The organism is Nocardioides lijunqiniae (assembly GCF_015024225.1).
GTDB classification, from domain to species: domain Bacteria; phylum Actinomycetota; class Actinomycetes; order Propionibacteriales; family Nocardioidaceae; genus Nocardioides; species Nocardioides lijunqiniae.
Genome location: NZ_JACJGM010000022.1, coordinates 94,243 through 108,032, shown reverse-complemented (window position 1 = coordinate 108,032; position 13,790 = coordinate 94,243). Strand labels below are relative to the sequence as shown.

General features: G+C 72.8%; 10 protein-coding genes and 1 tRNA gene. 4 read left to right on the top strand and 7 right to left on the bottom strand.

The annotated features are described in order from the left end of the window. Window positions 1–74 precede the first annotated feature (74 nt). Entirely contained in the window at window positions 75–1,301 is a 1,227-nt protein-coding gene (locus tag IRQ30_RS14830) for an HNH endonuclease signature motif containing protein (RefSeq protein WP_193613780.1), read from the top strand. Window positions 1,302–1,535: 234 nt separating this feature from the next. Here IRQ30_RS14830 and IRQ30_RS14825 read toward each other — a convergent pair whose 3' ends face one another. The 6 genes from IRQ30_RS14825 to IRQ30_RS14800 form a co-directional block, all read right to left on the bottom strand. Then, window positions 1,536–3,014, bottom strand: coding sequence for an MFS transporter (locus tag IRQ30_RS14825; RefSeq protein ID WP_227467609.1), 1,479 nt, complete (start codon window positions 3,012–3,014; stop codon window positions 1,536–1,538). 86 nt (window positions 3,015–3,100) lie between these two features. Continuing rightward, a complete protein-coding gene (locus IRQ30_RS24255) occupies window positions 3,101–3,757 on the bottom strand; it encodes a LuxR C-terminal-related transcriptional regulator (protein ID WP_193613778.1) in 657 nt (218 codons plus the stop codon). Window positions 3,758–3,834: 77 nt separating this feature from the next. Then, window positions 3,835–5,589 (bottom strand): Ig-like domain-containing protein, encoded by a 1,755-nt coding sequence (locus IRQ30_RS14815; protein WP_193613776.1) that lies wholly within the window; start codon window positions 5,587–5,589, stop codon window positions 3,835–3,837. 111 nt (window positions 5,590–5,700) lie between these two features. After that, a complete protein-coding gene (locus tag IRQ30_RS14810; RefSeq protein ID WP_193613774.1) occupies window positions 5,701–6,117 on the bottom strand; it encodes a hypothetical protein in 417 nt (138 codons plus the stop codon). Window positions 6,118–6,243: 126 nt separating this feature from the next. After that, window positions 6,244–6,316 (bottom strand) — tRNA-Lys (locus IRQ30_RS14805). 303 nt (window positions 6,317–6,619) lie between these two features. Further along, complete coding sequence (locus IRQ30_RS14800; RefSeq protein ID WP_193613772.1) at window positions 6,620–8,191, bottom strand: FAD-dependent oxidoreductase; 1,572 nt, start codon at window positions 8,189–8,191, stop codon at window positions 6,620–6,622. Between the two features lie 128 nt (window positions 8,192–8,319). Here IRQ30_RS14800 and IRQ30_RS24250 point away from each other — a divergent pair, with 128 nt between their 5' ends. From IRQ30_RS24250 to IRQ30_RS14785, 3 genes are read left to right on the top strand one after another with little or no spacing between them, the layout of a single operon-like run. Continuing rightward, window positions 8,320–10,356, top strand: coding sequence for an ATP-binding protein (locus IRQ30_RS24250; protein WP_193613770.1), 2,037 nt, complete (start codon window positions 8,320–8,322; stop codon window positions 10,354–10,356). A 46-nt stretch (window positions 10,357–10,402) separates the two neighbouring features. Further along, on the top strand, window positions 10,403–12,364 hold the full coding sequence (locus IRQ30_RS14790) for a penicillin acylase family protein (RefSeq protein ID WP_193613768.1): 1,962 nt from the start codon (window positions 10,403–10,405) through the stop codon (window positions 12,362–12,364). Further along, the gene (locus tag IRQ30_RS14785) at window positions 12,361–12,906 is read left to right on the top strand and encodes a GNAT family N-acetyltransferase (RefSeq protein WP_193613765.1); all 546 of its coding nucleotides are present in this window, start codon (window positions 12,361–12,363) and stop codon (window positions 12,904–12,906) included. The genes IRQ30_RS14790 and IRQ30_RS14785 overlap by 4 nt, the downstream gene beginning before the upstream one ends. On the opposite strand, the gene IRQ30_RS14780 is transcribed toward IRQ30_RS14785, so the two are convergent. Further along, the gene (locus tag IRQ30_RS14780) at window positions 12,866–13,780 is read right to left on the bottom strand and encodes a bifunctional helix-turn-helix transcriptional regulator/GNAT family N-acetyltransferase (RefSeq protein ID WP_193613763.1); all 915 of its coding nucleotides are present in this window, start codon (window positions 13,778–13,780) and stop codon (window positions 12,866–12,868) included. The genes IRQ30_RS14785 and IRQ30_RS14780 overlap by 41 nt on opposite strands. Window positions 13,781–13,790 lie beyond the last annotated feature (10 nt).

The following is a 13,790-nucleotide window of genomic DNA, read 5'->3' as shown; positions in this document are numbered from 1 at the left end:
AATGCTCCACACCCTGTGGACAACCGCCTCCTGACCAGGCACCACTGTCGGTGGCGGCTGCTTGAGTAGGTCCCATGAGCAGCCCCGCCACCCACCCGCCGAGCCACCCCCTGCTCGTCGCCATGGCGCACGCTCACGCCGAGCTCGACACCGTCGCCGACCAGCCCCTGTGGTCCCTGACGAAAGAGGAAGCAGCACTGGCGCTGGTCGAGGAGACCCGCCTCAACGCCCGCCTCGCCGCGCTCACCCTCAAGACCGCCGTGCAGGCCGAGCGGACCGAGGTCGGCGCCGCGCAAGGTGCGACGTCGGCGGCGGCGTGGTTGGCCCACGAGACGCACATGACCCGACGCGACGCCGCCGCCCTCACCAAGCTCGGCAAAGCCCTCGAAGCCCACCCACCGGTCGAGGACGCACTCAGCCGAGGCGACGTCCTGGCCGACCAGGCGAAGGTGATCGTGGAGGCAGTCGACGCCCTGCCAGACGACGTCGGCACCGCCATCAGGACCCAGGCGCGTGACCACCTCCTCGCCGAGGCCGAGCACTTCGACTCCATCCGCCTACGGGTCCTGGGCAAGCAGGTCCTCGACGTCGTCGCCCCCGAGGTCGGCGAAGCAGAAGAAGCCCGCCAGCTCGAGGCCCAGGAGCGCAAGGCCCGTGCGAAGGCCAGGTTCACGATGCACGACGACGGCCACGGCACCACCTACGGCCGGTTCTCGATGCCCACCCATGAGGCCGACAAGCTCCGCAAACCCCTCCAGGCGCTGGCCTCACCCAGGGCCGGTGGCGAGGGATCCACGCCGCACGGGATGGGGCTCGCGTTCATCGAGTACGTCGACCGCTACCCCGTCGAGAAGCTCCCGAAGGCCGCCGGCATGGACGCCACCGTCGAAGTGACGATGACTCTCGAGACGCTGATGGGTGGGCTCAAGGCGGCGCAGCTCGACACCGGCACCCGCATCAGCCCCAGCCTCGCGAGGCGGATGGCGTGCGAGGCGGGCGTGATCCCGGTCGTGCTGGGCGGGAGATCCCAGGTCCTCGACGTCGGCCGCAAGCGCAGGTTCCACACCAAGGCCCAACGCATCGCCATGGCCGTCAGGGACGGAGGCTGCATCGCGCTGGGCTGTGACCGGCCGTCGGCCTGGTGCCACGCGCACCACCTCGACCCCTGGTCCCAGGGCGGCGACACCTCGGTCGAGCGCGGCGCGATGCTCTGCGCCCGCCACCACACGCTCATCCACCACCCCGGCTACGGCGTCACCCACCACCAGGGCGGCAAGGTCTCGTTCCACAAGCGGGAGTGAGACGTCTTCGGTGGGGTGGTTTCGAGGCTCGCTGCGCTCGCACCTCAACCACCGGGGTCGGCGGTTGGGTCGCGGGGTCTCGACGGGCGCTCGCTGGCGCTCGCTGCTCGACCACCGGTGTGTGGGGTGGTTTCAAGGCTCGCTGCGCTCGCACCTCAACCACCGGGGTCAGCGGTTGGCTTGCGGGGTCTCGACGGGCGCTCACTGGCGCTCGTTGCTCGACCGCCGTCGGGGTCAGGCGGGACCGGGGGCCGTCGTCGTACCCGTGGGGCTGACGCTCGGGGCGCCGGGGACGTAGCCGAGCTCGGCGTTCTCGGCGTCCTGCAGCGGGCCGGAGGTGGGCTGGTCGCGGAGGTCGGGGATGAACCACGCCGCCACCGCGGCGACGGCCATCGCGGCGGCCAGGACGAGGAAGCCGACGGTGTAGCCGCTCTCGGCCGGGATGCCGGTGGGACCCACCTGGGCGGTGACGATGCCGGCCATGACGGCCGCCCCGACGGAGCCGCCGATGGTGCGGATGTTGGCGTTCATGCCGCTGGCCACGCCGGTCTGCTCGCGCGGCACGGAGGCGATGACCACGCCGGCCAGGCTCGAGAACACGAGCCCGGAGCCGACGCCCTGCACGGTCGTGGCGACGTACAGCTGGGCGGTGGTGTCGTGGAAGAGGCCCATGCCGGCGAACGCGCCGGCGGTGAGCAGGGTGCCCGTCACGATGACGGCGCGCGCGCCGACCGCGTGGATGAGCCGGGCGGTGAAGAAGCCGACGAGGAAGCTCGCGATCGCCGATGGGACGAGCAGCAGCCCGGACTCGGAGATGCTCGCGCCGAAGCCGTAGCCCGCGGCCGACGGCGTCTGCAGGAACTGGGGGAGGAAGCCGAACGCCGCGAACATGCCGAAGCCCACGAAGGCGGCGACCAGGTTGGTGGTCCACACCCCGCGCAGCCGCATCATCCGCATGTCGATCATCGGCACGGGCACGCGGCTCTCGACGGTCACCCAGGCCACCACGCCGACGATCGCGAGGGCGAAGAGGCCGAGGATCCGCGGCGACGACCAGCCCCACACGTTGCCCTCCGAGAGCCCCAGCAGCAGGGCGATCAGCCACACCGAGAGCAGTACGGCGGGCAGGACCGGCAGGCGGGCGGGGGTGCGCACGGGCGACTCGGGCACGAACAGTGCGGCGGCCAGGGCGGCCACCGCGGTCACGCCCATCGGCAGCCAGAACAGCCCGTCCACCCCGAACGCGTCCACGATCGGGCCGGCGATGACGATGCCGAAGCCGAAGCCGACGGCGGTGAGGGAGGCGAGGACGCTGAGCGCGGTGGTGACCTTGTCCTTGAACTCGTCGCGTGCGATGCCGAAGGCGAGCGGGAGCACGCCGCCACCGGCGCCCTGCACCACGCGGGCGAAGATCAGCCAGCCGATGCTGGGCGCCAGCGCGGCCAGGAGCGAGCCCACGACGAGCGCGCACAGTGTGATCACGAGCATCCGGGTCTTGCCGACGACGTCGCCGACGCGGCCGAGCAGGGGAGTGGCGATCGAGGCGCTGAGCAGGTATGCCGTGAGGACCCAGGTCACCGTCGTCTGGTCGGTCTCGAACTCGCCCTGGATGGTGGCCAGCACCGGCACGATCATCGACTGCAGCAGTGCGAACGACGACACCGCCACCGCGAGCACGGCGAAGGTGATGCTGCCGCGACCCGGCCTGGACATGCGCACTCCTCACAGTGGTTGCTGAAGGCAACCAATGCGGTCGATCCTAGTGGGGGCCCGCGTCCCGTCGAGCGGTGGTCCCGGGCTCAGTCGCCGTTGGGCTCGATGGTGCGGCTACGGTCGGGGGCGAACCCGTGGGAGATGCCCCAGAGCACCGCCTGCGAGCGCCGGGTGACCTCCATCTTGCGGTAGGCCGTGCGCACGTAGGTCTTGACCGAGTTGATGCTGAGGTAGCAGCGGTCCGCGATCTCCTGGTTGGAGAGCCCCTGGGTGATCAGGGCGATGACCTCGGCCTCGCGGGCGCTGAGCCCGTGGTCGACGCCCGGCCACGTGCCGAGGGTGCTGACGTCGTCACCGTTCAGGTCGACTCCGGCTGTCACGGTCTCCCCGGCGTGGACCGCCTCGATGCCCTTGACGAGGTCCTCGGCGGTGATGCCCTTCGACAGGTAGCCGGCGGCGCCGCGCGACAGCGCCCGGTCGACGAGCTCGGGCTGGACGTTCCACGTGAAGATGACGATCCGTGCGTCGCCGCCCGAGACCAGCTCGTCGAGGTCGACGGAGTCGCCCTGGGCCTGGCCGAAGGTGTCGTAGAGCAGCACGTCCACGTCGCTGATCACCGGGAGCCGCGAGTCCAGCTCCACGACCTCGACGCGGTCGCGGTAGGGCTCGAGCACCGCCGCGACGCCGTGGACCACGATCTCGTAGTCGTTGACGATCGCGAGGCGGATCGGGGAGTCGGACACGCGCGCGAGTTTACTCAGAGTCGGCGTGTCGCGCGTGATCGGCGAGCTGCTGGGCCGCTCCGGACGACACGCCTGGGCTACAGGACGACGCGCACCGACGCCGCGCCCGGCAGCACGGGCCCGGCTCCGGCGTACGTCGCCTTGTAGGTGTGACGCCCCTTCGGCTGTCCCGTCAGCCGGACCTTGGCGCGGGCGTTGCGCAGGGTGAGGGTCCGCAGCAGCTTGCCGTCCCGGAGGATCCGCACCCTGCCGGTGACGGCCCGCACCCCGGCCGCGGTGACGGAGAGGCGGAGCGTGATCGCGGTGCCTGCAGCGCGAGCGGTGAGCCGCATCTCGGGGGCCACCTTGACGGCCGCGGTCCGGGCCGACGCCGCGCTGGCGTCCGCCGTGTCCGGCCGGAGGGGGGAGACCTGGACCGAGATCCGTCTGCCCGCCTGCGCACGCGTCAGCTTCAGCGTGCGGGCGGTGGCTCCGGGGATCCGTCGGCCGTCCACCAGCCAGGCGTACGAGTACGCCGCCGGTGCTGGTCGCCACCGGCCGGTCGAGGCGGTGAGGGTCGCCCCCACGCGGGGGGTGCCGCTGATCGTCGGAGGCTTGACGAGGCGGAACACCCTCCTGGCGTCCTCGAGCAGCCCGTCCACACCGGTGGTGTCGCGACCGGCCCTGACGAGCACCGTGGTCGCGTCGTCCTCTGACTCGTCCGACCCGAAGAAGGTGAGGAAGCCGTCCCGCTGGAAGGCCACCGTGTAGGAGCCGACACTGCCCTTCAGCCGGTAGGTGCCGGCGGCGCCGGTCGTGGTCGACGTCACGACACCCCAGTCGGTGTTCTCGGCGGTCCCGTAGTTGCGCACGAGGTAGACCGTCACGCCGGGGAAGGGCTGGCCCGTCTTCTTCGACCTGACCGTGCCGGTGACGTACCCGCGCCGGACCAGCGTCGCATCGATCCCTGCCGTGCCCTCGCCCACTGCGGTGATCTCGACGTCGGTCGCGGTCCAGATCGAGGGCGCTCCGCCGTACCAGTGGTCGCTCCAGACCTCGTCGCCGTCGAAGAACACGACCCGGTAGGTCCCCGGCGACTGGTTGAGTCGGTAGCGCCCGTTCGCCCTGACGTGGGTCACGGCGACCTGTCGCCACTGCAGGGTGCCGTAGTAGGAGTAGGACTCGAAGAGCGCGACGGAGGTGCCGGCGGGCGGTGTGCTGGCGCCGGCGGCCGACACCGAGCCCTCGATCCATCCGGCCAGGGCGAGCGAGGCGTCGATGACGCGCTCCTCGCCGCTCGCGATCGTGACGTTCTCGCCCTGACCGATGAGGCGGGCACCGGGGTGGAACTCGGTCTGGTGGAGCTCGCCCTGGAAGGCGATCCGGTACGTCCCGGTCGGGACGGAGAACCGGAAGGATCCGTCTGCGGCGGTCGTGCCGTAGGCCCAGGCCACCCACACGTCGTCTTCGTCGTAGTAGGCGTAGGCGGCGACGTCGATGTCGGCGAGTGCCGCACCCCCGTCATCGGCCACCACGGTGCCTCGCACGGTGCCCGTGGGACCCGTGGCTCGCGAGGTCCCGATCCGCTTCGTCGTGCCGGCCGCGTACCCGTCGGAGGGAGCGGCGGCGTCGTACTCGGGCAGGCTGCGAGCACCGGGCGCGAAGGTCGGCACCACGTCGCGGCGCGGCGTCGCGCGCTCCGGCTCGGAGAGCGCCCCCGCACGGGAGCCGTCGGCCGCCTGGCCGGAGGTCTGCAGGCCCACGACCGCGAGCCCCGCCACGAGGGCCAGCGCGACCGTGCGGGCGAACGCCCGTGCGGGCAGGGTGGTACGACGACGACGTGCTGACGGCATGAGCCGGCCCCCCGGATGGCGTAAGGATGAGGGGCAGACGCTACGGGTCCGACCGCCCGCCCGTTGCCGAATCGTCAGACCGCCTGCGCGTCGAAGCGGCGGGCTGACACCTCATCCGGCGGGGGTGACCCACGCGCTGACCGGACCCGCGTCGCGGTCGCCGTCGAGCTGGACCTCGGCGCGGACGCCGGCGATCGTGCACGTGAAGTCGGAGACGTCGTCGCCGACGGGGTTCGTGGAGCGTTGGGGCGTGCTGCAGTCGAAGTGGTCGCCGAAGGCGCGCTCCGCGCCGGCGAAGCTCTCCGCCCTCGCGAACGGGTCGATCATGGCCCCGGTCGTCATGCCGGACTCGCAGTCGGTGAAGGTCCCGGCGCCGGGGTCCAGGTCCTGCAAGGCGGAGGCGACCGCGGCGGTGTCGGCTCGGCCCGCGTCGGTGCAGCCCTGGCCCACGGTGTCGCCGTCGGAGGCGCATCCGGACAGTGCGGCGCTGGCGACCACGCTGAGGCAGGCGGCCAGCACGACCCTCATCGGGTCGTCCCTCGCGTCGCGCGATCTCGGGTGCGCATGTCCGCGGACGCTATCGGACGGACCCCTCGAGCGGGGCCAGGAACGAGAAAGCCCCCGACCGGGTGTCCCGGTCAGGGGCTTGATCCGTACGGCATCAGGGACTCGAACCCCGAACCCGCTGATTAAGAGTCAGCTGCTCTGCCAATTGAGCTAATGCCGCGCGGTGAAGCGACGCTGACATTACCAGCGGGGTACCGCTCGGAAAAATCGAGGGATGAAGTGGCAGGGCGCGTGCGCCGGCCGGGCTCGCGCCGAGCCCTCGCGGGAATTCCGCCGACCCGAACAGTCGACGGCGGTTCCGCGCTCGTCGCACCCCTGCAGCCCCGAGGCCATCCTCGGCCGTGGCTTCGCGCATGGTCGGAGCTGGAGGTTCTGGGCCAGAACCGTCGCTTCTGGGCCGAAACAACGGCCCAGAGGCGCCTGGGTTTCAGCAGATGCTGAAAAACCTGCTCGATCACCGCGCTCAGAGCATGGCGAGGACGGCCTGGGCGGCGTTGTGGCCGCCGAGGCCGGAGACGGCGCCGCCGCGGCGGGCGCCGGAGCCGCACAGGAGCACCGAGTCGTGGTCGGTCTGGACGCCCCACTGCTGGGCGGGGGTCTCCAAGCGGGAGCGGCTAGGGGCCCAGGGCCAGTCCAGGTCGCCGTGGAAGATGTGACCGCCCGGCATGGCCAGGTCGCGCTCGACGTCCTGCGGGATCTTGGCCTCGATGCACGGGTTGCCGTCCGCGTCGCGGGCCACGCAGCCCTCGATGGGCTCGGTGAGGTGGGCGTCGAGCGAGGCGATGGCGCGGCGCACGGCCAAGGCCTTGGCGGCCTCGGGGTCGTCGCGGAACAGCGACGCGGGCGTGTGCAGCCCGAAGTAGGTGAGCGTGTGGGTGCCCGCAGGCTCGTCGCCGAGGATCGAGGGGTCGGTGAGGGAGTGGCAGTAGACCTCGCCGGGCAGCGAGGTCGGCACCTGGCCGCGCGCCGCCTCGGCGTACGCCGTCTCGAGCTGCGTGTAGTCCTCGCCGAGGTGGAGGGTCCCGGCGAAGGCCAGCGCCGGGTCCATGCCGGAGCGCAGCCCGGGCAGGCGCTCGAGCAGGAAGTTGACCTTGAGCTGGGCGCCCTCGGGCTTGGTCTCGGGGTCCTCCGGCTCGCCCAGCAGGATCCGCAGCACCCAGGGCGCGACGTTGGCGAGCACGAAGCGCCCGCTGACGGTGTGGCTGGTCGCGCCGTCGTGCCAGGTGACGTCGGCGCCCCCGTCGTACGGCGCGATGGCGCTGACGCCGGCCTCGGTGACGATCTCGGCGCCGGCCTCCACCGCCACGCGGTGCAGCTCGGTCGTCACGGCGCCCATGCCGCCGACCGGCACCCGCCACTCGCCGGTGCCGTTGCCGACGAGGTGGTAGAGGAAGCAGCGGTTCTGCACCAGCGAGGGGTCGCTCAGCGAGGCGAAGGTGCCGATCAGGCCGTCGGTGCCGACGACGCCGCGCACGGTGTCGTCGGCGAAGCGGGACTCGATGGTGACGCCCAGGGGGGTGGTCACCAGGTCGCGCCAGATGCCGGGGTCGACCCGGTCGCGCACGTCGCCCTCGGTGGGCAGCGGCTGCAGGAGCGTCGGCGCCACCACGTGGGCGAGCTCGGCGACGTCGGCGTAGAACTCCCGCCAGGCGTCGTACTCCACGTCGGAGCCGGTGAGCTCGCGGAAGGACCGCCGCGTGGCCTCACCCTCCTCGTGCTCGACGAACAGGCCGCCGGCGCGGCCGTCGCGCAGCACCGGTGTGTACGACGCCGTCGCGCGCGACTCCAGCCGCAGGTCGAGGCCCAGGTCGGCGATGACCTGCTCGGGCAGCAGCGAGACCAGGTAGGAGTAGCGCGAGAGCCGGGTGTCGTGCCCGCGGAACGCCGCGGCCGAGACGGCCGCGCCGCCGGTGTGGGAGAGCCGCTCGAGCACCAGCACGGACAGGCCGGCCCGGGCGAGGTAGGCCGCCGAGACCAGCCCGTTGTGGCCGCCGCCGACGACCACGACGTCGTAGTCCTTCTGCCGAGTAGTCACGCGATCGAACCTACGACACGATGTCCGGCAGGTGACCAGCGCTCGGCAGCCTCGGCGTTTCAGCCCCGGAGGCACTAGGTTCTGGTTCGATTCTCTCGGGTCAATTCGCCTGGGAGGGGTGGAGCCAGGTGCGGAAGTCCTGGGTCGTGCGAGTCGTGGCCGTCGTCGTGCTGATGGCGGCCACCGGTCTCATGGCCGTCTGGGGGGCCCCCGACGGCGGTCGCGTGACCGGCATCTGGCCGGCCGGCCTCGCCACGGGCGCGCTGCTGCTGGCGCGCCGTCGGCACACCCCGACCCTCCTGCTCGCGATCTTCCTGGTCGCGCTCGGCACCATCTGGGGCCCGTCCCTGGTCAGCGACAACGGCCGCCCCTTCCTGGTGGCCCTCGGGTTCGCCCTCGGCAGCACGCTCGAGGCTTGGGTGGTGGCCCGGTTGTTCACCGACGGCGTGGACGAGCGTCCGCCGCTGCGCTCGGACCCCGACCTGCGCCGCTACTTCCGCTCGGTCGGAGCAGGTGGTGCGGTGGGAGGCGTCGTCGGGTACGCCACCTCGGTCGTCGCCGACTGGGGCGACCCGCTCCTGGTGGGGGTGACCATCGGCACCTCGCACGTCGCCTCGAACCTCGCGCTGATCCCCTTCTTCTGCCGCCCTCCCAACCAGGAGTCCGTCGCCTCGCGCGGCGAGCGGTTCTTCCAGTGGGTGACGATCGTGACGGTGACGCCGGCGGTCTTCCTGCCGACGGACCTGCCCTCGCTGGTCTTCCTGGCGATCCCCGTCCTGGCCTGGGGTGCGCTGCGGCTCAGCCCCCGCGAGTCCCTGGCGCAGATGGTGGCCGTGCTGGCGTTCGCGGTCTTCATGACCACCGGCGGCTACGGGCCCTTCGCGGACGTCTCGGAGCGCTACGACGTCTCCGTCGACATGCGCGGCCTGATCCTCGCGTGCTTCGCGCTCGTCTGCGCGGCCATCGTGGTGCCGCTGATGATCCGCATGGGCGAGCAGATCGCCTCGGCGCGGGAGGCCAAGGCGGAGCGCGACATGGTGCAGCGCATCGTCGACGGCGCCACCGGCGTCGCGATCATCGGCAGCGACGAGGCCGGCCGGGTCAACCTCTACAACCCGGGTGCGCAGCGGCTCCTCGGCTACGAGGCCGACGAGGTGCTCGGACAGAGGACCACGATGTTCCACAGCCCGGCGGCGATCCGCGACAAGGCCGCCGAGCTCGGCGTCGCCGAGACCTTCAGCGACGTGGTGCGGGAGATGACCAAGTCCGGCGCGGCCGGCACCCACATCCGGTTCCAGCGCAAGGACGGCGTCGAGCGGACCCACGCGATCACGCTGTCGCGGCTGGCCGACGACCGCGGCCGCACCACCGGCTACGTCAGCACCTCCGAGGACGTGACGGACCAGCTGGAGTCGCGACGCGCCCTCGTGGAGGCCCTGGAGGTCGAGCGGCAGGCGGTGGAGCGCCTGCAGGAGGTCGACAGCGTCAAGGACTCGTTCGTCTCGAGCGTCAGCCACGAGCTGCGCACGCCCATGACCAGCATCCTGGGCTACCTCGAGATGCTCGGTGAGGACGCCTACGGGCCGCTCACCGGCGACCAGCGCAACGCCGTACGACGGGTCTCGGCCAACACCCAGCGCCTGCTGGGGCTCATCGACGACCTGCTCACGCTCTCGCGGGTGGACAGCGAGGGGTTCGACTACGTCGACCGGGTGTTCGACCTGCGGGCGGCCATCGGCGCGGCGTACGCCGTGGTGCTGCCCTCGTGGGAGAACCGTGAGCTCGAGGTGACGCTGCAGCTCCCCGACGAGCCCGTTCCGCTCATGGGCGACCGGGACATGATCGAGCGGGTGGCGCTCAACCTCCTGAGCAACGCCGTGAAGTTCACCCCCGACGGCGGCGGGATCCAGGTCGAGCTGCACGTCGACGGCGACGAGGCCGAGCTCGTCGTCACCGACTCCGGCATCGGGGTGCCCGAGCAGGAGCAGGCCCAGCTCTTCGACCGGTTCTTCCGCTCGACCCTGGCCCAGAAGCAGGCGATCCCCGGCAGCGGTCTGGGTCTGTCGATCACCCGCGCGATCGTCGAGAAGCACGGAGGGACGATCTCGTTCACCTCCGGCGACGGCGGCACGTCGTTCGTGACGCGGCTGCCGATCGTGACGTGAGGAGCGCCCACCTCCGGTAGGGCGATCAGGTTAGGGTGCCCTCACCATGTCTCGGACCTATCGCGACGCCGTCGGCATCCCGCACGTCCGGGCTGATTCGGTGCTCGACCTCGCCCGCGGCCAGGGCGAGGTCACCGCGCACGACCGGTCCTGGCAGCTCGAGTGGCTGCGCCGGCGGGCCACCGGCACGACCGCGGAGGTGCTCGGCGCCACGGCCCTCGGGTGGGACCGCTTCGCCCGCCGCACGCTGGTGGCGCACACGGCGCGGCGTGCCCACGCCGCGCTGGGGGAGGAGACGCGTGACTTCGTCGCCGCGTACGTCGCCGGGGTCAACGCCGGGCTGCGCGCCGACGTCCACGAGCTCGAGGTGCTCGGCGTCGAGCCGCAGCCGTGGGAGGAGTGGACGCCGCTCGCGGTGTTCCTCGCCCAGCACCTGCTCTTCGCCAACCTGGGCGGCAAGCTCTGGGCGCAGCGCTCGCGCGACGTGCTCGGCGCCGATGCCGCGCTGCTCTCGCACGAGGGCCCCCGCCCGAGCGGCAGCAACGCGTGGGCGGTGGGCGGCGCCCGCGCCGCCGGCGGCCTGCCCCTGATCGGCGGCGACCCGCACCGCGTCATCGAGGCGCCCGGCGTCTACCAGCAGGTGCGCCTGGCCTGCGAGGACCCCGACGACCGCTTCGACGTGGTCGGACTGGCGTTCCCCGGCGTGCCGGGCGTGCCGCACTTCGCCCACGCCGGCGAGGTGGCCTGGGCGATCACCAACGCCTGCGGCGACTACCAGGACGTCTACGCCGAGCCCACGCCGTACGACGCCGTGGAGCAGTGGGTCGAGACGGTGGCCGTGCGCGACGGCGACCCGGTCGATGTCGAGGTCGTGGTGACGCCCCGCGGGGTCGTCTTCGAGGACGGCCTCAGCCTGCGCACCGCCTCCAACGTGCTCGGCGACCTCGGCTTCGAGGCGATCCTGCCGCTCCTGCGGGCGCGCTCCGTCGACGACGTCGACCGCGCCCTCGACCACTGGGTCGAGCCGGTCAACAACGTCGTCGTCGCCGACCGGAGCGGCGCCGTGCGCTACCGCCTGGCCGGCCGGGTGCCGCTGCGCCCCGAGGCCCACCGCCTCGGCGTCGTCCCCGCCCAGGAGGCGGCGGGCTGGGACGGCTGGCTGGCCGAGGCCCACCGGGTCGACGTCCCGCCCGAGGGCCAGGTCGTCACCGCCAACGAGCGGCGCGGCCCCGAGAGCGACGCCGTCGGTGCGGTGTTCGCCCCGCCCCACCGCGCGGACCGCATCCACGCACTGCTCACCGGTCGCGCCCGGCTGACCCCCGAGGACTTCGCGGCCATCCACGACGACGCCCTGCTGGCGACGGTCCCGGCGCTGCGCGCCCTCGTGCCCGGAGCCTTCGACGACTTCGACGGCGTCATGGCGGCGGGCTCGCAGCGGGCCGGCGCCTTCGCGGCCTGGCGCTCGGCGCTCGTGCGCCGGATCGCGGCCGAGCCGGTGCTCGCCCCGCTGCACGAGCCACGCCACGACCCGCTCCTCGCGCCGTGGCTCGACGTCACCGCCCGGATCGCGCTCGCCCTGCCCACGCTCGCGGCGCACGGCACGCCGTTCGGGATCGACCTGGGGCGGATCGCGCGCGAGGCGCTCGCGGAGACCGCCGGCACCTCGGCCACCTGGGGCGAGACCCACGTCGCGACGCCGGTGCACGCCTTCGACGTGTACGGCGACGGGCTGGTCGCCCCGGCGCTCCCGCACCTGCCGGTCAGCGGCGACAGCGACTGCGTGCGCTGCACCGGCTCGCTGCCCGGCCTGACCGACGACGCCTACCGCGGCTCGGTCGCGCGCTACGTGTGGGACCTCGCCGACCGGCAGGCCAGTTCCTGGGTGGTGCCGCTGGGCGCCTCCGGCGACCCCGCCGACCCCCACCACCACGACCAGCTCGCGCTGTGGGCCGAGGGTCGCCTCGTGCCCGTGGTCACCGACTGGTCCCTGCTGACGGAGGGGCGATGACCGACTCCGGCATCCGCCACCTGCGCGTGGAGCGCTTCGACCCCGCCCGCGACTCGCCGCTGCTGCACTCGTGGGTGGTCCAGGAGCGGGCGCAGTTCTGGATGATGGGCGACCACACGCTCGAGGAGGTCCGCGAGATCTACGAGTGGATCGACGAGCAGCCCACGCACGCGGCGTACCTCGCCTGGGCCGACGACGAGGCGGCCGCGCTCTTCCAGACCTACGACCCGCGCGCGGAGGAGGTGGGCGATCACCTCGACGTCCGGGTCGGCGACGTCGGCGTCCACTTCATGCTCGCGCCGCCCAGCCGTCGGCGCAGCGGCTTCACCGGCACGGTCATCGCGTTCCTCCTCGACACGGTGTTCGCCGACCCGGCCGTGCAGCGCCTCGTGGCCGAGCCCGACGCCCGCAACGACAAGGCCGTCTCGCTCGTGGAGCGGCTGGGCTTCGAGCTGGGGCCGGTCGTGGAGCTGTCGACCAAGCCGGCCCGGCTCGCGTTCTTCAGCCGCGCGGCCTACGAGCGGCTGCCGCGGGGGCGGTGAGCGGCTTCTCGAACCAGCGCTGCGCGTAGGGGTTGTCGTTGTAGCGCTCGACGGCGGCGTAGCCGGAGCGCTCGTACAGCGCGATCGCGTCGGTCAGGGTCGCGTTCGTGTCCAGGCGTACGACGGTGTGGCCCAGCGCCGCCGCGTCGTCCTCGAGCCGGCGCAGCATCCGGGCGCCGAGCCCGGCGCCGCGCCAGCCGTCGTCCACCCACATCCGCTTCACCTCGCCCACGCCGTCGCCCAGCGCCTGCACGCCGCCGCAGGCCACGACCTCGCCGTCGCTGCGTGCGAGCACGAACGTCCCGCCGGGCGGTCGCATCGTGGCCAGGTCGGCCTCGGTCAGCGGGCCGGGGTCGAACCCGCCCTCGAAGCGCCGGTCCAGCTCGGCGAAGTAGTGACCCATGGCCAGCCGGGCGTCGGGGGAGGCCGGGTCGACCACCTCGAACGCGATGGTGGCCGCGCGGACCAGCAGGTCCGCGGTGGCGAGCGCGTCCGCGAGGCGGGCGCGCTGCCGCTCGCTGAGCGGCTCCAGCAGGCGCGCCGCGAGGTCGTCGGAGCGCTCGTCCAGGTCCTCCAGCAGCCGTGCTCCCTCGGCGGTCAGGGCGGCGACCCGCCGGCGTCGGTCGGCCGGGTCGGGGCTGAGGGCGACCAGGCGGCGCGACTCGAGGCCGCGCAGCAGCCGGCTCACGTAGCCGGAGTCGAGGCCCAGGCGGGCCCGCAGCTCCTGGACGGTCACGGGCTGCGTGGTCCCGATCTCGAACAGCAGCCGGGCCGAGGCCAACGGCATCCCCAGCCCCAGGAACGACTCGTCGAGCGCTCCGATGCGCTGCGTGTAGGTGCGGTTGAACCGGCGCAGGACCGTGGTGCTCGTCATTCGTCTGACT